The sequence below is a fragment of the Mesorhizobium sp. CA7 genome, assembly GCF_020165015.1.
In the GTDB taxonomy this organism is placed as follows: domain Bacteria; phylum Pseudomonadota; class Alphaproteobacteria; order Rhizobiales; family Rhizobiaceae; genus Mesorhizobium.
Map to the genome: position 1 here is coordinate 27429 of NZ_JAIUHH010000003.1, position 18296 is coordinate 45724.

The window sequence follows — 18296 nt, forward strand, 5'->3', positions numbered from 1 at the left end:
ACCCGAGCTTATTTCGCCGCGCGCTCCAGGATCGACGTGGCGTCGGCCTGCGCATTCGCCTGCGCATCCTTGGCCGAGACCTGGCCGTACTGCAACGCCTCGAGCGTCTGCTGCAGGGATTCCGAAAATTCCTGGCCGCCGAGCACGACGGGGAAGGGGCGCGCATCGGCAAGCACCGAGACGTAGCCGGACAGGAATTCGGAGCCGAGCTTGTCCTTATGCGCTTCGATGTCGGAGGTGCGTGACGGCAGGATGCCCATCGACATCAATATGTCGGACATGGCCGAGGCGCCGTTCTTGCCCGACTTCGGGCTGTTCAGCCAGGCGAGGAACTCCCAGGCCGCCTTCTGCTCGGCCTCGCCCGCCTTGACGTTGACGACGGTCATCCAGGAATAGGAGATCGAATGCGGCTTGTCGCCGCTTGGGCCGACAGGGATGGGAGCGGTGGCGATGTTTGCGAACTTGTCGCCCATGCCGGTCTTGAGCGCGCTTTCCCACCAGTTGGCCATGATGATCATGCCGGTCTTGCCGGAGACGAAATTGTCGAGGAACGGGCCCGTGGTGTTGGCGTCCGCCGTTGCCATCGCCGGATTGCTCGCGCCGGACTTTATCAAGTCTTCATAGAGCGCGAAGGTTTCGCCGGCCTGGGGACTGTCCAGCGCCGGCTTGCCGTCCTTGACCAGGTTGCCACCATTGGAGACGAGCAGCGAGGCGAAAGGATGGACCACCCCCGCCGCCCATGAGTTGATCATGCCGAAGCCCTGCTGGCCCTTGGCCTTGTCGGTCAGCTTCGCGGCGGCATCCTTGAGTTCGGCCCAGGTCTTGGGCGGTGCGGCGATGCCCGCTTCCTTGAACAGTTCCTTGTTGTAGTTCAGCGCGTAGACGTCGATCTCGTTCGGAATGCCGTAGAGCGTCCCGCCGACCGAGGCGGCGCTGACGACGCCCGCCGGCCAGGCGCTCTTCACCTCGGCTGCCACCGCATCGGGAGCGGGGGCGACGAGCTTGTCCTTTGCCAGTTCCGGCAGCCACAGATCGTAGATGCCGCCGATCGTCGGACCATCGGACGAGCCGCCCTGCGAGCGCAACGTGGTCAAGAGATCGCCGAAGGGAACCGCACGCACGGTGACGGCGACATCCGGGTGCTCCTTGGAAAAATCCTTGGCCGCCGCTTCAAGCAGCGCCACCGTCTCCGGCGACCAATGCGTCAGGTAGGAGATGTTGACCGATTGCGCCCAGCCGGTCGCGGGCAGCGCAATAAGCCCCGCGGCGAATCCAAGCTTCGAGATCCAGGCAAGCGACATCGGCGTCCTCCACATAAGCGATGACCAGAGTGGATGACGTTATGACAACTTTGAGCAAAGGCGCAAGCCCCCTTCCGCGCGAAGGTTCGGAGCACGTTTGCAGATGAAAAACTAGATGACGTCGATCCATTCAGATTATGTAAATAGATCAGCAGGATAAGATGCGGTTTCCTAGCCGATCACCGATCAATAAGCAGCTGTCGACGTCTTTGCGGCTCTTGCGAGCGGCATCATGTCGTTATAATGACATCTGAAAAAATGCTGACCGGAGCCGCCATACATGACACGGGTTCTCGCCATCGATCTCGGCGGCACCAATCTGCGCGCCGCGATCCATACGGGCGATATCGGCGTCCTTGTGCCCCAGGTCCGTGAGTCGGCGCCGGCGAGCCTCGACGCGTTCGTGACGCGCGTCCGCACGCTTGCGGCCGCAGGCGAGGCTGAAGCGCTCGGGCTGGCCGTGCCGGGACTTGTCGAGGGCTCCGCATGCCGCTGGATACCGAATCTGCCCTGGCTCGACGGCGTCGACGTCGCGGCGCTGTTTCCCGACCTTCGCGTGGCGGTCGGCAATGACGCGCAGATCGCGCTGCTGGCGGAAGCGGCGCAAGGCGCGGCCAAGGGCGTCTCCGACGTGATCCTGCTGGCCATCGGGACAGGCATCGGCTCGGCGGTGCTGGCCAATGGCGGCATCGTCGCCGGCGCGCATGGCGGCGCCTGCTCCTTCGGCTGGGCCAGCGCCGACGTCAGGGACCACGGCGAGGATCGCAGCGGCTGGCTGGAACGTGTCGCCTCCGGCCGTGCACTGGACGCCCTTGCCGCACAGATCGGACTGGCCGACAGCCGCCAGCTGATCGCCGCCGCCAAAGCAGGCCAGCTTGCCGCGCAGACCCTGCTCGAGGTGCCGGCGCGCCAACTCGGCACGGCGCTGGCCGGCGCGGTCGGGTTGCTCGATCCAGGAGTCATCCTGGTCTCGGGCGGCCTGGCCGATGCGCTGGATGTGATCGCGCCGCCTTTGCTTGCGGCGCTACGGCGTCAATTGCCGCCGCATCTGCGCGGCATCGAACTTAGACCTGGATTGTTCGGCTCCCGCGCCGGCCTGGTCGGTGCTGCGCTTGCCGGACAGGCGGGAAGCGGGTGGAGACAGATCCGATGAGCGAAGCGAGCTTTCAGCAGCCGGACCGCAGGCGACCGGAGCCGCTCTGGTACCAGGTCGAGGAGGCGATCCGCGCCATCGTCAAGAGCGGCGAGTGGGCGACCGGCGACCAGATCCCGGCCGAGGACCGGCTCTGCGCGCTGTTCGGCGTCAGCCGCATCACGCTTCGCCACGCGCTGCGCAATCTTGAGGAAAGCGGACTGCTCAGGCGCGAGCATGGGAGGGGCACCTTCGTGCGCTCGGCGACGCTGGTCGCCGGCACGCGCGAGCTCACCTCCTTCACCCAGGAGATGGGCAATATCGGCGTGGTCGCCGGCTCGCGCCTGCTCGACTGCAGCCTGACGACGGCGAGTGCGGCGGCGGCCGGCGCGCTGGAGATCGAGGAGGGCGACCCTGTCGTGCGGATCCGGCGATTGAGGCTCGGCAATAACGAGCCGATCGGCATCCAGACGGCGCAACTGGCGGCCGCGCGCGTGCCGGGCTTTCTCGATGCCGGCCTGCTCAAGGGCTCGCTCTACGAGGCGCTGGAGCGTCAGTACGGCATCGTGCCGGCCGAGGCGCGCGAGAACTACCGCGTCGGCGCGGTCAGCGCCGCCGACGCCGAGCTGCTCGACCTGCCCGCGGGCAGTCCCGCCTTCGTCGTCGAGCGCATCACCATCGACGAGCGCGGCCCGTTCGAATTCACCGTCTCGATCATGCGCGGCGACCGCTACGAGATACGCTCGACGCTGCGCGCCGGCCGTCTCCCAAACACCAGAAGCTGACACGATCAACAGGAGTACCGAAGTGTCCGATCTCTACATTCCCCGTCTCGCCGCCCTCCTCGAACAGGCATCGAAGGCCAATGAAGAAGCCTTCGGCCAGGCGGCGAGCCGTTTCGCCGACACGCTGCAAAACGGCGGGCTGGTCCATCTCTACGGTTCGGGCCATTCGGTGCTGCCGGCGCAGGAGATGTTTCCGCGCTATGGCAGCTTCGTCGGCTTCAATCCGCTGACCGACCCGCGTGTGATGTGGCACAACGTGCTCGGCGCCGGCGGCGTGCGCGAGCTTTTGTGGCTGGAGCGGACCGAGAAATATGCCGAGAAGTTCCTCGACCATCAGCCGCTGAACACGGGCGATTCCATCATCATCTTCGGCCATAGCGGCCGCAATTCCTCGGGTATCGACACCGCGCTCTACGCCAAGAAGCGCGGCATCTTCGTCGTAGCGGTCACCAGCAAGAACAATCTCGACAAGCCAGCCACGCATTCCTCCGGCAAGCGGCTGGCGGACGCCGCCGACCTCGTCATCGACACCTGCTCGCCGATCGAGGACGCGGTGGTGCCGATCGAAGGCTGGAGCCGCCCGGTGTCGGGCTCGTCGACGGTGCTGGCGATGATCATGGCGCATGAGTTGCTCGCCCGCACGGCCGAGCAATTGTCGAAGCGCGGCATCGAGCTGCCGGTCTTCGCCTCGCCGACCATTGCGGGCGTGACGCTGCACGACACCGACGTCATCTACGGCGTCTACCGCGAACGCATGATCGAGGCGCAGAAGAAGCACCTGCCGACCTTCCAGGCGACGATGCGCGGGGAATGATCAGGCGGGAGGCGCATCAGGCGCCTCCCGCGAGTCGCTCAAATTCGGCGCCGCCTGGCTGCGGAATGCCTGGGCGGCGCGTCATTCTCATCGGGATTGGGGATCGGCTCCTCGTCGGGCAGCCGGTCCGGCTCCGGTTCGCGCACCGGTTTCGGTTCCGGGATGGGCGGCGGCGTGGGCACGGGCGTGGGAGATGGGTCCGGATTGGGGAGAATGGCCATCGCGTTTTCCTTCCGTTCGATGCCTTGGCAAGGCCTGCTGCGAATCCCAAAAACCGGGATGTCCTGCCCGATCTGAACTGATGGAGGTGATCGCTGCATTCGGACGCTTCGTCTGGAGCGATCGGCGGCGCAAGCTGGCAGAACGGCCACGCCCGCGGATGGTTCCAACACGATCGCGGCGCGCGACGGCGGCAGACAATGATCAAATGATTTCACCTGCCTGTTTCGGCTCTTGCCGGCGTCGGTCGGCGCCTTAAATCCCGTTGTGGACGGGGGCCATCTGCCGACACAGGAGACGGCCGTGAAGCACCAAACCCTTGATCAGATCAACGCCGTTGCCGACGTTCATACCGAAGCACCGGCTCTCATCGCCAATCGCGGTCAGCGCCTTGAGCGCTGGGCGCAGCTTCTTGAACAAAATCCCGGCCGCCGCCTCACGGCGCTGGCGGGCACCGAATACGCCTCAGCCGATGTGCGCCAAAGAATGCGTATCGACGGCTCGGCGATCACCATCGCTTTCGAGGATCCGATCTTCCGCGCGCAAGGCCTGCGGGACGACACTTACGGCGAAGCCAAGCGCTTCTTCGAAATGAGCGACTGGCAGCTGCATGAAGTCGTCTGCCATTGCCATGTCGGCGCCAACATGCCGGCCCGCTGGGCGGCTTCGCGCGTGCGCGCGGCGATCTCCCCGGGCGCCGGCATTCTCGCGTGGCTGAGAGCGGTGTTCATGCGCTAGAGCGGTTCCGTCGGCGGGATCGCCTCGGGCTCGCTGGTTGACGCAGACGAAGGAGAGGCGCCGGGCTCTCCTCCGCGTCAGCGATCGATCTCGCCGAACACGATGTCGAGCGAGCCGATGATCGCCGCGACATCGGCCACCATGTGCCCGCGCGACAGGAAATCCATCGCCTGGAGATGGGCGAAGGATGGCGCGCGTATCTTGCAGCGATAGGGAATGTTGCTGCCGTCCGAGACCAGATAGACGCCGAACTCGCCTTTCGGCGCCTCGACCGCGGCATAGACCTCTCCGGGCGGCACGCGGTGGCCTTCGGTATAAAGCTTGAAATGATGGATGGTCGCTTCCATCGAGCGCTTCATGGTGGCGCGCGGCGGCGGCGTGATCTTCTGGTTGGGCACCGCGACCGGGCCCCGGCCATCGGATGAGCGCAGCTTTTCCAGGCACTGCCGCATGATCCGCACCGACTGGCGCATCTCTTCCATGCGCACCAGATAGCGATCGTAACAGTCGCCGTGCTTGCCGATGGGGATGTCGAAATCCATTTCGGGATAGCATTCATAGGGCTGCGCCTTGCGCAGATCCCAGGCGGCGCCCGAGCCGCGCACCATGGGGCCGGAGAAGCCCATGCCCCAGGCGTCGTCGAGCGAGATCACGCCGACATCGACATTGCGCTGCTTGAAGATGCGGTTGTCGGTGAGCAGGCCCTCGAGATTGTCGCAGACCTTCAGGAACGGATCGCAGAAATCCCAGATGTCGTCGAGCAGCTTTTCCGGCAGGTCCTGGTGGACGCCGCCGACGCGGAAATAGTTCGCGTGCATACGCGCGCCTGAGGCGCGTTCATAAAACACCATCAGCTTCTCGCGTTCGGCGAAACCCCATAGCGGCGGCGTCAGGGCGCCGATATCCATGGCCTGCGTGGTGACGTTGAGAAGATGCGACAAGAGCCGCCCGATCTCGCAAAACAGCACGCGGATCAGTTGGCCGCGCCGGGGAACGGACAGCTCGAGCAGCTTTTCAGCGGCAAGGCAGAAGGCATGCTCCTGGTTCATCGGCGCGACGTAGTCGAGCCGATCGAAATAAGGCAGGGCCTGCAGATAGTTCTTGTATTCGATGAGCTTCTCGGTGCCGCGATGGAGCAGGCCGATATGCGGATCGGCGCGGTCGACGATCTCGCCGTCCAGTTCCAGCACCAGCCTGAGCACGCCATGCGCCGACGGGTGCTGCGGCCCGAAGTTGAGCATGAAGTTGCGGACCGCGGCTTCGGTCATGACGGCCTCCGCAAGAGTGAGGATCGAAGGCGAACCGCGGCCCGTCGGCCGCCGTTCGGCTGGGTCATGCCCCCAAAGGTCAGGCCGTCGTCTGGATGATCAGCGTCAGCGTGCCGTCACCGTCGATGTTGGCGGCAACGACCTGCGAGGAATTCAGTCCGTTCGCATGCAGAACCGACGTCGCCTCGGGCGAGGCGTCGACCGAGTTCTGCAGCTTGGCCAGTTCCTTGGCGGTCGTCCTGGTGACTATGGCTTCGGCCTGCGCCTTCACTTCCGAGGGCAGGTCCTCCATTGCCACCACGACGATGTTGGTGACGTTCTGGGCGGCATCGTCCTGGCCGGGCTGCGGCTGGCCGGGGATGGGCTCCTGGGCAGGGGGCGTCGCTTGCGGCGGCTGCGGATCGGCGCGTTGAGCGGAAGCGGGTTGCGCCAATGCCATTGCCGACAGTGTCAGGACCATCGTCAACATGCGCATCGTCTTTCCTTTCCATCTGGAAAACCTGACGACACAACCCTGGCACCCGGCGATGGTTCCCGGATAATCGCCGGCGCGGCTGCTTAAAGAGCCCGCATTGTCCGCAACGTCACCGAATAGCGATGGCGTTCGACGGGCGGGATGCTGTGCTCCCACTCGTGCCTGGCCGGCCCTGCCATGAGGTAGAGCGATCTGGGCTCGACCTCGATCGTTTCACGGTCCCATGCCGCGCCGTTCTTGCGGCGCAGCCGGAAGCTGCAGGACGCCAGCAGGGAAACGCCGGCGACCAGCTCGAAATGCGGCTTGTCCCGATGCCAGCCTATGCCCGCGCCCGGGCGATATTCGTTGATCAGCACTTGCGCGAACTCTGTTGCGGAGACGCACGCAAAAGCGGCGACCTTGGCGCGAAGCGGAAGCAGGAAGTCCGGTATGGGCGGCGCTTCCACGACCTGGCGGCGTTCGTAATCGTAGCGCAAGCCGAAGCCGACGACCTGCCTGTTGGCAAGATGGCCGTGGAAATCGAACGGCTTGAAGGGCAGGCCCCGGATATGACGGACCAGCTCGTGTTCTTCGTCGCGGGCAATCAGGTCCGGCTGGTAGGAGAAGCCTACGGGCATGGGCGGCTGGCTTGCAGGCCCACCGAACAGATCGCCCTGGAAAGCGTCGCCGGCAGCTCGGTTTTTCAATGATGTCATGCGGCTCAGATAGGCAATCGGGCCTCTTGTGCAAGCCGGCACGGCGGAACCTCGCGGCGCACGAAGAATTAAGCGTTGGAAGCAGGAGGCGGCACATGCCTTCCACCGCGATCCGGACTATCCATTACGATCCGTCGAGGCGGGTCCTCTCGGTATGGTTCGTTCCGACCGGCAAGCGCTATGACTATGAGGACGTAGGACCCGAGGTCTACACGGCTTTCAAGGCGGCCTTCTCAAAAGGGCAGTTCTTCAACGAATTCGTTCGCGACCGTTTCAGATATCACCTGGTCGCGCATGAAGGCTCGGCCTGCTCCGAAAAAATATAGAAATCAATGAAGTTAAATGGCGGAGAGAGCGGGATTCGAACCCGCGTTACGGTTTCCCGTAAACACACTTTCCAGGCGTGCGCCTTCAACCACTCGGCCACCTCTCCGTCTTGGCATCTCGCGTCGGCCGGTTTTGCCGCGCGGGTTGGGGAGATGCTCCCATGGGAAGTCCTCAACGGATATCTGGTGTGCCCTCAACCGGCAGGCAACCCTTCCCGGCACCGCTAGCCGTCTAGGCAAACAGGCGCGGGGCTCATCTAGTCGATCCTAAAGCGAATGCCAAGCCATATTGGCATTGCCGCGGCTTTTGCCGTGTATGGGCGCAAAGGCGGGTCCAGGGGGCGATGCGTTCGAATGATGTGCACAGGCCGATGGCGGCGCGCCGGCGACGCTTGACTTCGCCTCCGCCCGGCTGTCGACTGCGCCAATCTTGTTTTCATGCAGTCCCGGTGGACGGTTGCGAGCTTTCCCTGGAATTGCCGGTTCGGTTTTGCAGTTCCCGCCGGAAGTCGCCAGGCGGCTTTCCCGGAATTGCCTGGGCGAGGGGCATCGTCCCGACATGGCATCGATCGACCAGCAACCCGCGGGGCGGCCGGACGGCGGGCTTTCCCTCATCCCGGTGGCGTGGCTCGTCATCGTCATGGGGTTGTCGGCCTACGGGCTGATCTCCTCCTGGCGGCTGATCGGCGACTTCAGCCTGCCCGACAGCGTGTTCTTCCTTGTATATGGCGGCCTTACCGGCGGCGTCATCACCATCCTGTGGGGGCTGTACCTGCTTGGCCTTGCCTTCAACCGGTAGGCCCGCTTCCCGCGCCATTACACGATCTGGCAGATCGCCATCATCATCTGGCTCCTGGTGCGCCAGGCCTATGTGTTGCTCGTGTCCGACTTCGTCTTCTCGGCCGAGGCGCTGGGCTTCACCGTCGCCGAGATCGCCATCGGCCTACTTTGCATTTACCTGCTGCGCAACGGGGCCGGCGCCGAGACGATCTACGCCAATCCGGAGACCGAGCGGCCGCCGGTCTTCGTCTCGATCCTTGCCGCGCTGCTCGGCATCATCCTTGGCGGCGCGATCGGCGCCTGCGCCGGTTTCTTCGCCGGTTCCCTGATAGCGGACCTGACGCATATGAGCTGTTTCGAGGGCGCCTGCGGATTTTTCGCGGCTTTTGTCGGCCTGGGCGGCCTGATCGTCGGCGCGGTCGCCGGCGGCATTTTCGCCATCTGGCGGGTGAACCGGCGCAAGCCGGCGCGGGCTCGCTAATTTCACGGGCCGCGATTGCGCGGAAACCACGCACGCTCTATGTCGATTGCGGAGCAGACGGGAGCGTTCCCGGGGAGAGCGTCGATGTTGCGTTTCATCTTTCGGCTGGCAGCCATGGTTGCGCTGTCGATCTCGGTGATCATGGCGGTGATCGATACGACACGCTCGGTCGCAGCCTCCTCGCTGGTGATGACGCCGCTCAATGCAAGCTGGCTCGCGGTCTCGCCCGATACCCGTGCGGCCTTCGAGACTTTCGTGCGCACCAAGGCAAGCCCGCTGGTCTGGGACGGCGCCGTCGCATGGGTGCTCGCACAACCAGGTTTTGCTGTTTTCGCGGTGCTGGCCTTCCTGCTCTACGCCATCGGCTACCGGCGCAAGCGCCGCGGCGCGGAATTCGCCCCAAGTCCCTGAAGGCTCTTGTTTTGACGCTGTTGCGGACGGACGGCCACGGCGAAATCGCCGGTAACCGCTTTTTCCAACAGGTCAAAATTCCACGTGAATTTTGTTTCGCGCCGTGCCAGATTGACCGCGAGCGGGAGGGGCAAAACACTTCCTGCCTGGCACCGCAAGCCTGCCGGAGAACCGGGCGGGCAGGCGGCGCATAACGGAAAAATAACCGACAGGGTGTGGATCACATGAAACGTATCGTTCTCGGCCTTCTGGCCGCAACCGCAATGGTTCTTCCGGCTTTCGCCGCGGATGTCCAGCCGGCCATCCTCTATGATCTGGGCGGCAAGTTCGACAAATCCTTCAACGAGGCCGCCTATCATGGCGCGGAGAAGTTCAAGGCCGAGACCGGCATCGCCTATGTCGAATTCGAGGTCTCCAACGCCTCGCAGCGCGAGCAGGCGCTGCGCCGCTTCGCCGAGGACGGCCGCAACCCGATCGTCATGGCCGGCTTTGCCTGGGAGGACGCGCTGAAGAAGGTCGCGGCCGAATATACCGATCTCAACTTCGCCATCATCGACGATGCCGTCGACCTGCCCAATGTCCGCTCGCTGGTGTTCAAGGAGAATGAAGGCTCCTACCTCGTCGGCATCCTGGCGGCGATGGCGTCGAAGTCGAAGAAGGTCGGCTTCGTCGGCGGCATGGACATCCCGCTGATCCGCAAGTTCGAATGCGGCTATGTCGGCGGCGCCAAGTCGGCCGGCGCGACGGACGTCATCCAGAATATGACCGGCGACACGCCGGCCGCATGGAACGACCCGGCCAAGGGCGGCGAGATCGCAAAGACGCAGATCGACCAGGGCGCCGACGTGGTTTACGCGGCTGCCGGCGGCACCGGCGTCGGCGTGCTCCAGGCGGCGGCGGATGCGGGCAAGCTCGGCATCGGCGTCGATTCCAACCAGAACGGCCTGCAGCCCGGCAAGGTGCTGACCTCGATGCTGAAGCGCGTCGACGTCGCCGTCTACAATGCCTTCATGGACGGCAAGAACGGCACCTTCAAAGGCGGCGTCGAAAATCTCGGCCTCAAGGAAGGCGGCGTCGACTACGCCATGGACGACAACAACAAGGCGCTGGTGACCGATGAGATGAAGGCGGCCGTCGAAAAGGCCAAGGCCGACATCATCTCGGGCAAGGTCCAGGTGCACGACTACACCACCGACAACGCCTGCCCGTATTGATCTGCGGCTGAAGCAAGGTTTGAACCGCCGGGCCAACGCCCGGCGGTTTCGCTTTGGAGAGGGAACGATGCGGCCGACGATCGAGGCCATGGCTGAAGGCGACGTCGAAGCAATCGCGGGGCTTCGCCTCGCGGCTTTCTTCGAAGGCACGGACCGGACACTCGACGAGGACATGGCCGGGTTGCGCGGGTTGATCGCCGGCGACGGCTCCGAGGCAGCCTTCGTTGCGCGCGACCGTGGCCGGCCGATAGGGAGCTGCCTGCTCGTCCGCAGCGAAATCAGTTCGCCGCACGACTTCTCGCCATGGCTGGCCGGGCTGATCGTCGAGGATGGATATCGCGGCAGCGGCGTTGGCACGGCGCTGGTCAGAACCGTTGAGGCTCATGCTGTCTCGGCCGGTATCGGCAAGCTCTATCTCTACACCTGGCAGGCGCGCGGCTTCTACGAGGCGCTTGGATGGACGGCGGTCGAGACCTTCGAGCAGGACGGCGCGCCGATGCTTCTCATGTCGCATGAGCTATAGCGTGCCGGCGAGATAGCCGAGCGCAAAGGCGGCCAGCAGGGCAAGCACAATAACAAAGCCAAGCCTGCCGCGCGGATGGAGGCCGACGCGATAGGGCTTGCGCTCGAGCCGGTGGATCATCGGCGGCGGCGGTTCGGCCTCGGCGGCAATGCCGGCGAGCCGTGCCTGCATCTGCGGCAATTCGGCAAGGCGCTGCGTGACCAGCTCCCAGCGATTGTCGCGCCCTTCAGGTGCCGCGGGATCGAAGGCGCGCAAGCGCTCGGCCAGCCGCAGCACCGTGTCGCGAAAGGCGGGATCGATCTCGAGGTCGCGCTCGGCGCGGGCGCGTTCCCTGTCGTTCATCAGGCCAAAGACATAATCGCCGGCCCTGGCGACGTTGTCGCTTTCACTGGACATGGCCGTCTTTCCCCATGGCTTCTCACCAATGCGGCGGCTTGGTCACCGGCACGTCGGAGGCGGTCTGCTCCTCCAATTCCAGGAAACGGTCGGCGAGGGCTGCGAGCTTGCGCTCCATGCGCTCGATCACCTTCCACTGTTCGGCGATCTGGCCGGACAGTTCCTCGATGGTCTTTTCCTGCTCGGCGACGCGGATTTCCAGCGTCGTCAACCGATCGTCAGGCATGGCCATGCAAAACCGACCCTTCGAATGTGAAGCCTCCACCCAAGCAGATATTCGTGGGATGCCCGAATATCTGCTTAGGCCCTGTTGGTTCTCGCAGGTTCTGATCGCAAAACCGTGGACAGTTTTGCGGAACTTGCTCAGGTTCGAAATTGACAAGGGCGCGGCGATTTGTCGAGAGTGAACGGCCGATTGGCATAAGCGGGGCATCATGCTAGGCCTTTTGACCAAGCGATAAAAAATAACAGTGGGAACAGGCTGCATGGCGCAAGCCGCAATCGAGCTCATAGGCATCAACAAGAGCTTTGGCGCAGTGCGCGCCAACCGCGATATCAACCTGGAAGTGGCGCGCGGCACCATCCACGGCATCGTCGGCGAAAACGGCGCCGGCAAATCGACGCTGATGTCGATCCTCTACGGCTTCTACCAGGCCGACAGCGGCGAGATCCACGTCGGCGGCAAGCCGGTGTCGATCAACACATCCAACGACGCTATCGCGCTCGGCATCGGCATGGTGCACCAGCATTTCATGCTGGTCGACAATTTCACGGTGCTGGAGAACGTCATCCTCGGCGCCGAGAACGATGTGCTGCTGAAGAGCAGCATCGCCAAAGCGCGCTCGGAGCTCGACCGGCTGGAGCGCGAATACGGGCTCGAGGTCGATCCCGACGCCATCATCGAAGAGCTTCCGGTCGGCCTGCAGCAGCGTGTCGAAATCCTCAAGGCGCTCTATCGCGGCGCTGAGATCCTGATCCTCGACGAGCCGACGGGCGTGTTGACGCCGGCCGAGGCCGACCACCTCTTCCGCATCCTCAAGCAATTGAAGGATCAAGGAAAAACCATCGTGCTCATCACGCACAAGCTGCGCGAGATCATGGCCATCACCGACACGGTCTCGGTGATGCGCCAGGGCACGATGGTGGCAACCCGGGTGACCAAGGAAACCACTGTCGGCGAACTGGCCGAGCTGATGGTCGGCCGGCGGGTGCTTCTCAGGGTCGAGAAAGGCCAGTCGGAAGCCGGCGCCGTAAAACTCTCGGTCAAGAACCTGACGGTGAAGGATTCGCGCGGCGTCACCATGGTCGACAATGTCTCTTTTGACGTGCGCGGCGGCGAGATCGTTGGCATCGCCGGCGTTGCCGGCAACGGCCAGTCCGAACTGCTCGAAGCGATCTCCGGCATCAGGCATGCGGTTTCCGGCGAGGTTATGCTCGACGGCAAGCCGATCGATCTCACCGGCAAGGCCGATCCCGGCGAATTGCGCGACCGGGGGCTTGCCCACGTCCCGGAGGACCGCCACCATGTCGGGCTGGTGCTCGCCTTCGAGGAGAACGAGAATTCGATCCTCGGCTACCACGACGACGAGCGGTACCTCAAGGGGCCGTTCCTCGACGTCGATGCCATCATGGCCGACGCGAAGGACAAGATCGAGAAATACGACATCCGCCCCGGCAATCCGCGGCTGAAGACGGCGAACTTCTCCGGTGGCAACCAGCAGAAGATCGTGCTGGCCAGGGAGATGGAGCAGGATCCCGGCGTGCTGATCGTCGGCCAGCCGACGCGCGGCGTCGACGTCGGCGCCATCGAATTCATCCATAAGCGGCTGATCGCCATGCGCGACCAGGGCAAGGCCGTGCTGGTGGTATCGGTCGAGCTCGACGAGATCCGCTCGCTGTCCGACCGCATCCTGGTGATGTTCGCCGGCCGTGTCGTCGGCGAGCGCGGCCCTGACGCGACCGAAGGCGAGCTCGGCCTGCTCATGGCCGGCGTCGAGCACCAGGAGGCCGCCGAATGAGCACGCCTTACGCCAAGCTGCCTGCCTGGGCCGATTATGGGTTGATTCCGCTGATCAACCTGGCGGTTGCCTTCATCGTTGCCGGCTTCGTCGTCATGCTGGTCGGCGAAAATCCGTTCCGTGCCGCCGTCATTCTGGTCGAAGGCGCCTTCGGCAAGGGCACAGGCATCGCCTTCACGCTCTTCTACGCCACGACCTTCATCTTCACCGGGCTGTCAGTGGCGGTGGCGGCGCATTGCAGCCTGTTCAACATCGGCACCGAGGGCCAGGCCTATATAGGCGGCCTGGGCATCGCGCTCGTTTGCCTGAGCCTCGACAGCGTGCTGCCCTGGTGGGCGATCTTTCCGATCGCGATCGTGGCCGCGGCGGCGTTCGGCGCGCTGTGGGGGCTGATCCCGGCCTATCTGCAGGCCAAGCGCGGCTCGCACATCGTCATCACCACCATCATGTTCAATTTCATCGCCGCCTCGGTGATGGTCTATCTGCTGGTCGGCCCGCTGAAGCCGGCCGGCTCGCAGGCGCCGCAGACGCGCAATTTCCTCGCCGGCGCCGAACTGCCGAAGCTCAACTGGATTATCGAATTGTTCGGCGCCAAGATCCGTTCCGCACCCCTCAACATCTGCTTCCTGCTGGCGCTCGTCATGGCCTTCCTGGTCTGGCTTTTGATCTGGCGCACCAGGCTCGGCTATGAGATGCGCACCTACGGCCACAGCCCGAAGGCGGCGCGCTATGCCGGCATTTCGGAAACCCGCATCATCATCACCGCGATGATGATCTCGGGCGCGCTGGCCGGCATGATGGCGCTCAACCCGGTGATGGGCGACCAGCACAATGTCGCGATCGATTTCGTGTCCGGCGCCGGCTATGTCGGCATCGCGGTTGCATTGATGGGCAGGCTGCATCCGGTCGGCATCGTCCTGGCGGCGATCCTGTTCGGCATGCTCTACCAGGGCGGCGCAGAGCTTGCCTTCGAGATGCCGGCGATCAGCCGCGACATGATCGTCATCATCCAGGGGCTGGTCATCCTGTTCGCCGGCGCGCTGGAACACATGTTCAGGCCTTACATCCAGGCGCTGTTCGCCTCGGTCAGTCCGAAATCGGTCGGCATGCAGGCAGTGAACGGTAAGGGGGCCTGAGATGGACATGTTCAACGCCATCATCCAGGTGCTGGATTCGACCATCCGCCTTTCGGTGCCGCTGCTGCTCGCCTGTCTGGCGGGTCTTTATTCGGAACGAGCCGGCATCTTCGACATCGGGCTCGAAGGCAAGATGCTGGTCGGCGCTTTTGCCGGCGCATCGGCCGCCGCCGTGTTCCATTCGGCGCTGATCGGCCTCGGCACGGCGGTGCTGATCTCGGTCGCTTTCGCCCTGGTGCACGGCTTCGCCTCGATCACGCATCGCGGCAACCAGATCGTCTCCGGCGTGGCGATCAATTTCATCGCTGCCGGATCGACCATCATCCTCGGCCAGGCCTGGTTCCAGCAGGGCGGGCGCACGCCGGCGCTGCAGCCGGCCGAACGCTTCGAGGCGATCATCTGGCCCGGCGCCGAGGCGATCAAGGACGTGCCGATCATCGGCCCGATCTATGCCGAGCTGATCTCCGGCCATTCGATCCTGGTCTATTTCGCCTTCGCCATGGTGCCGTTCACCTGGTGGGTGTTGTTTCGCACCCGCTTCGGTCTCAGGATGCGCGCCGTAGGCGAAAATCCGGCAGCAGTCGACACCGCCGGCATCTCGGTCGCCTGGCTGCGCTACCGTGCGCTGATCTGCACCGGCATCCTCACCGGCGTCGCCGGCGCGTATCTTTCCATGGTGCAGAATGGCGGCTTCGTGAAGGACATGACTGCGGGCAAGGGCTATATCGCGCTGGCCGCGCTCATCTTCGCCAAATGGAAGCCGGTCAACGCCATGTTCGCCTGCCTGTTGTTCGGTTTCCTCGATGCCGCGGCGATCCGCCTGCAGGGCTCGCCGCTGCCGATCATCGGCAAGGTGCCGGTGCAGTTCATGCAGGCGCTGCCCTATGTGCTGACCGTTATCCTGCTCGCCGGCTTCATCGGCAAGGCCATCCCGCCGCGCGCCGGCGGCGTGCCTTATGTGAAGGAACGCTGAGGTCGAAGAATGCCGGGGCGGGATTTTCGTGCGGCGGCGACCGGTATTTGAACAAGATCGTGGGAGAGAAGAACCGGATGTCGCATGATCTTTTCGAGGCGGCGAAGACGGCGATGGCAAAGGCCTATGCGCCCTATTCGAAGTTCCCTGTGGGGGCAGCACTGCGCACCGAGGACGGGCGCGTCTTCGCCGGCGCCAATATCGAGGTGGCGTCCTATCCGGAAGGCTGGTGCGCCGAGACGACGGCGCTCGGCCATTACATCATGGGCGGCGGCGGCAGGATCGTGGAGATCGCGGTGATCGCCGAACGCATGGCCAAATGCTCGCCATGCGGCGGCTGCCGGCAGCGGCTGGCGGAATTCTGCCGGCCGGACACGAAGCTTTATCTCTGCGACAACGCCGGCGTGGCCGAGACGGTGACCATGGGCGACATGCTGCCCTACGGCTTCAGGGGCGACATCTTGAAATGAAGAGCGGGTTGAAATGAAGGAAGCGCTGGATCATCTGGTCGAGAAACTGGACGGACTGGCGCCGACCGCGGCGCTCGTGCTCGGCTCGGGCCTGGGCGGGCTGGTCGACCAGGTCAAGGATGCCAGGCGCATCTCCTATGCCGAACTGCCGGGCTTCCCGCGCAGCGGTGTTTCCGGCCATGCCGGCGAGGTGGTTGCCGGACATTTCGCCGGCACGCCGGTGCTGATGCTGTCCGGACGCGCGCATTATTACGAGCATGGCAATGCCGCGGCGATGCGGCCGGCGCTGGAGGTGCTTGCCGGCATCGGCATCTCGCATTTGATCCTCACCAATGCCGCCGGCTCCGTCGATCCTGAAATGGGGCCGGGCTCGGTGATGCTGATCACCGACCACATCAATTTCTCCGGCTCCAATCCGCTGATCGGCGAGCCGAGCGACCGCCGCTTCGTCGGCCTCACGGAGGCCTATGATGCCGGCCTGCGCAAAGCGATCGAGAAGGCGGCGAAGGCAACGGGAACCGCGCTGCATCAAGGCGTCTATATGTGGTTTTCCGGGCCATGCTTCGAGACGCCGGCCGAGATCCGCATGGCCCGCGTCATGGGTGCCAACGCCGTCGGCATGTCGACCGTGCCGGAGGTCATCCTCGCCCGCTTCCTCGGGCTCAAGGTCGCCGCCTGCTCGGTCATCACCAACCTGGCGGCCGGCATGACCGGAGCGGAGCTCTCGCACCAGGAAACCAAGGATATGGCGCCCATCGGCGGCGCGCGGCTGGCGACGATCCTGCGGCGCGTCTTCCAGGACGGCTTGCCCGACTGATGCTGCCGCAGGAGATCATCCGCCGCAAGCGCGACGGCCACAGGCTCTCGGCCGACGAGATCGCGGACTTCATCGCGGGGCTGACGGCCGGCACCATCTCCGAGGGCCAGGTCGGCGCTTTCGCGATGGCCGTGTTCCTCAACGGCATGAGCCGCGAGGAAGCGGTGGCGCTGACGATCGCGATGCGCGATTCCGGCGATGTGCTCGACTGGTCCGACCTGCCGGGCCCGGTCACCGACAAGCATTCCACGGGCGGCGTCGGCGACAATGTCTCGCTGATGCTGGCGCCGATCGTCGCGGCCTGCGGCGCCTGTGTGCCGATGATCTCGGGCCGCGGGCTCGGCCACACCGGCGGCACGCTGGACAAGATGGATGCCATCCCCGGCTATGCCAGCCAGCCGGACGTGGCGCTTTTCCGCAAGACGGTGCTCGAGACCGGTTGCGCCATCATCGGCCAGACCGCCGATCTCGCGCCGGCCGACCGCAGGCTCTATGCGATCCGCGACGTGACCGGGACGGTCGAATCGGTGCCGCTGATCACCGCCTCGATCCTGTCGAAGAAGCTTGCCGCGGGCTTGGGCTCGCTGGTGCTCGACGTCAAGGTCGGCAACGGCGCCTTCATGGAGAAGTCGCGCGATGCCGTCGCCCTGGCGAACAGCCTGGTCGAGGTCGCCAATGGCGCCGGCTTGAGCGCCTCAGCGCTGGTGACAGGCATGAACGAGCCGCTGGCCTCGGCCGCCGGTAACGCGGTCGAGGTGAAGAATGCCGTCGATTTCCTCACCGGGCGATATCGCGACCGGCGGCTGGAGGAGGTGACGCTGGCGCTGGCGGCCGAGATGCTGCAGTCGGCGGGGCTCGTCTCGTCCAACCAGGACGGCATCAGGCGCGCCACCGAAGCGCTTGCCGGAGGCCGTGCGGCGGCCGTCTTCGCGCGAATGGTGTCCGTGCTTGGCGGTCCCGCCGATTTCATCGAGAACGCGGAAAAATATTTGCCGACTGCGCCCGTCGAACTGGCCGTGAGGGCGGAACAGGATGGATTCGTGACCGGCATCGCCACGCGCGATATCGGGCTTGCCGTCGTCAAGCTCGGTGGCGGGCGTAGCCATCCGGACGACAAGATCGATCATGCCGTCGGTCTGACCCGGCTGTTGCCGGTCGGCGCCGAGCTGCGCCCGGGCGAGGCACTGGCGCTGGTGCATGCCCGTACCAATGCGGAGGCCGAGGCAGCGGCGGCGGCCGTGCGAGCTGCTTATGCGATCGGCGGTTCCAAACCGCCCGCCGAAAAGACCGTGCTCAGGCGGATACTGCCGCGCTAGAGCAGTTC

General features: G+C 64.7%; 23 protein-coding genes and 1 tRNA gene. 16 read left to right on the forward strand and 8 right to left on the reverse strand.

The annotated features are described in order from the left end of the window. Positions 1–8: 8 nt before the first annotated feature. Entirely contained in the window at positions 9–1301 is a 1293-nt protein-coding gene (locus LB552_RS07765) for an ABC transporter substrate-binding protein (protein ID WP_224603452.1), read from the reverse strand. A 280-nt stretch (positions 1302–1581) separates the two neighbouring features. Between LB552_RS07765 and LB552_RS07770 the strand changes: the two genes are divergently transcribed. From LB552_RS07770 to LB552_RS07780, 3 genes are read left to right on the forward strand one after another with little or no spacing between them, the layout of a single operon-like run. Next, a complete protein-coding gene (locus LB552_RS07770) occupies positions 1582–2454 on the forward strand; it encodes an ROK family protein (protein WP_224603455.1) in 873 nt (290 codons plus the stop codon). Continuing rightward, positions 2451–3218 (forward strand): GntR family transcriptional regulator, encoded by a 768-nt coding sequence (locus LB552_RS07775; RefSeq protein WP_140846317.1) that lies wholly within the window; start codon positions 2451–2453, stop codon positions 3216–3218. Before LB552_RS07770 ends, LB552_RS07775 begins: the two co-directional genes overlap by 4 nt. 22 nt (positions 3219–3240) lie before the next feature. Beyond that, positions 3241–4032 carry a sugar isomerase domain-containing protein gene (locus tag LB552_RS07780; RefSeq protein WP_140846318.1) on the forward strand — a complete coding sequence of 264 codons (792 nt, stop codon included), beginning with the start codon at positions 3241–3243 and terminating at the stop codon, positions 4030–4032. Positions 4033–4070: 38 nt separating this feature from the next. Here LB552_RS07780 and LB552_RS07785 read toward each other — a convergent pair whose 3' ends face one another. Further along, on the reverse strand, positions 4071–4253 hold the full coding sequence (locus LB552_RS07785) for a hypothetical protein (RefSeq protein ID WP_224603456.1): 183 nt from the start codon (positions 4251–4253) through the stop codon (positions 4071–4073). Positions 4254–4554: 301 nt separating this feature from the next. On the opposite strand from LB552_RS07785, the gene LB552_RS07790 reads away from it, so the two are divergent. Next, a complete protein-coding gene (locus tag LB552_RS07790; protein WP_095766690.1) occupies positions 4555–4989 on the forward strand; it encodes a hypothetical protein in 435 nt (144 codons plus the stop codon). 77 nt (positions 4990–5066) lie between these two features. Here the strand turns inward: LB552_RS07790 and LB552_RS07795 are convergent, their stop codons facing one another. The 3 genes from LB552_RS07795 to LB552_RS07805 all read right to left on the reverse strand — a co-directional run bounded on the left by LB552_RS07795 (position 5067) and on the right by LB552_RS07805 (position 7427). Beyond that, positions 5067–6257 (reverse strand): NADH-quinone oxidoreductase subunit D, encoded by a 1191-nt coding sequence (locus LB552_RS07795; protein WP_140846319.1) that lies wholly within the window; start codon positions 6255–6257, stop codon positions 5067–5069. Between the two features lie 79 nt (positions 6258–6336). Next, the gene (locus LB552_RS07800; RefSeq protein ID WP_095766251.1) at positions 6337–6732 is read right to left on the reverse strand and encodes a hypothetical protein; all 396 of its coding nucleotides are present in this window, start codon (positions 6730–6732) and stop codon (positions 6337–6339) included. Positions 6733–6815: 83 nt separating this feature from the next. Then, positions 6816–7427 carry an alpha-ketoglutarate-dependent dioxygenase AlkB gene (locus tag LB552_RS07805; RefSeq protein WP_224603460.1) on the reverse strand — a complete coding sequence of 204 codons (612 nt, stop codon included), beginning with the start codon at positions 7425–7427 and terminating at the stop codon, positions 6816–6818. A 95-nt stretch (positions 7428–7522) separates the two neighbouring features. Between LB552_RS07805 and LB552_RS07810 the strand changes: the two genes are divergently transcribed. After that, on the forward strand, positions 7523–7753 hold the full coding sequence (locus LB552_RS07810; protein ID WP_224603461.1) for a KTSC domain-containing protein: 231 nt from the start codon (positions 7523–7525) through the stop codon (positions 7751–7753). 17 nt (positions 7754–7770) lie between these two features. Here LB552_RS07810 and LB552_RS07815 read toward each other — a convergent pair. Next, positions 7771–7860 (reverse strand) — tRNA-Ser (locus LB552_RS07815). A 452-nt stretch (positions 7861–8312) separates the two neighbouring features. On the opposite strand from LB552_RS07815, the gene LB552_RS07820 reads away from it, so the two are divergent. The 5 genes from LB552_RS07820 to LB552_RS07840 all read left to right on the forward strand — a co-directional run bounded on the left by LB552_RS07820 (position 8313) and on the right by LB552_RS07840 (position 11162). Continuing rightward, positions 8313–8552, forward strand: coding sequence for a hypothetical protein (locus LB552_RS07820; RefSeq protein ID WP_224603462.1), 240 nt, complete (start codon positions 8313–8315; stop codon positions 8550–8552). Between the two features lie 81 nt (positions 8553–8633). After that, positions 8634–9014 carry a hypothetical protein gene (locus LB552_RS07825; RefSeq protein WP_224603464.1) on the forward strand — a complete coding sequence of 127 codons (381 nt, stop codon included), beginning with the start codon at positions 8634–8636 and terminating at the stop codon, positions 9012–9014. 84 nt (positions 9015–9098) lie between these two features. Beyond that, positions 9099–9425: a hypothetical protein gene (locus LB552_RS07830; protein ID WP_095766255.1), complete on the forward strand. Its 327-nt coding sequence runs from the start codon at positions 9099–9101 to the stop codon at positions 9423–9425. Positions 9426–9649: 224 nt separating this feature from the next. Beyond that, the gene (locus tag LB552_RS07835) at positions 9650–10639 is read left to right on the forward strand and encodes a BMP family protein (RefSeq protein WP_095766256.1); all 990 of its coding nucleotides are present in this window, start codon (positions 9650–9652) and stop codon (positions 10637–10639) included. A 67-nt stretch (positions 10640–10706) separates the two neighbouring features. Further along, positions 10707–11162, forward strand: coding sequence for a GNAT family N-acetyltransferase (locus LB552_RS07840; RefSeq protein ID WP_140846324.1), 456 nt, complete (start codon positions 10707–10709; stop codon positions 11160–11162). Here LB552_RS07840 and LB552_RS07845 read toward each other — a convergent pair. Both LB552_RS07845 and LB552_RS07850 read right to left on the reverse strand, forming a co-directional pair. Continuing rightward, positions 11157–11558 (reverse strand): hypothetical protein, encoded by a 402-nt coding sequence (locus LB552_RS07845; protein ID WP_095766258.1) that lies wholly within the window; start codon positions 11556–11558, stop codon positions 11157–11159. The two genes, LB552_RS07840 and LB552_RS07845, sit on opposite strands and share 6 nt — an antisense overlap. Before the next feature lie 22 nt (positions 11559–11580). After that, positions 11581–11790: a SlyX family protein gene (locus tag LB552_RS07850; protein ID WP_224603253.1), complete on the reverse strand. Its 210-nt coding sequence runs from the start codon at positions 11788–11790 to the stop codon at positions 11581–11583. A gap of 253 nt (positions 11791–12043) precedes the next feature. Here LB552_RS07850 and LB552_RS07855 point away from each other — a divergent pair, with 253 nt between their 5' ends. The 6 genes from LB552_RS07855 (at position 12044) to deoA (ending at position 18288) form a co-directional block, all read left to right on the forward strand. Next, positions 12044–13576 carry an ABC transporter ATP-binding protein gene (locus LB552_RS07855; RefSeq protein WP_224603467.1) on the forward strand — a complete coding sequence of 511 codons (1533 nt, stop codon included), beginning with the start codon at positions 12044–12046 and terminating at the stop codon, positions 13574–13576. After that, a complete protein-coding gene (locus LB552_RS07860) occupies positions 13573–14712 on the forward strand; it encodes an ABC transporter permease (protein WP_224603468.1) in 1140 nt (379 codons plus the stop codon). The genes LB552_RS07855 and LB552_RS07860 overlap by 4 nt, the downstream gene beginning before the upstream one ends. Position 14713: 1 nt before the next feature. Beyond that, positions 14714–15685, forward strand: coding sequence for an ABC transporter permease (locus tag LB552_RS07865; protein ID WP_095766261.1), 972 nt, complete (start codon positions 14714–14716; stop codon positions 15683–15685). Positions 15686–15762: 77 nt separating this feature from the next. Then, on the forward strand, positions 15763–16155 hold the full coding sequence (cdd, locus tag LB552_RS07870) for a cytidine deaminase (RefSeq protein ID WP_224543463.1): 393 nt from the start codon (positions 15763–15765) through the stop codon (positions 16153–16155). A gap of 13 nt (positions 16156–16168) precedes the next feature. After that, complete coding sequence (locus LB552_RS07875; RefSeq protein ID WP_224524023.1) at positions 16169–16972, forward strand: purine-nucleoside phosphorylase; 804 nt, start codon at positions 16169–16171, stop codon at positions 16970–16972. Further along, positions 16972–18288 (forward strand): thymidine phosphorylase, encoded by a 1317-nt coding sequence (deoA, locus tag LB552_RS07880; protein ID WP_224603476.1) that lies wholly within the window; start codon positions 16972–16974, stop codon positions 18286–18288. The genes LB552_RS07875 and deoA overlap by 1 nt, the downstream gene beginning before the upstream one ends. Positions 18289–18296 lie beyond the last annotated feature (8 nt).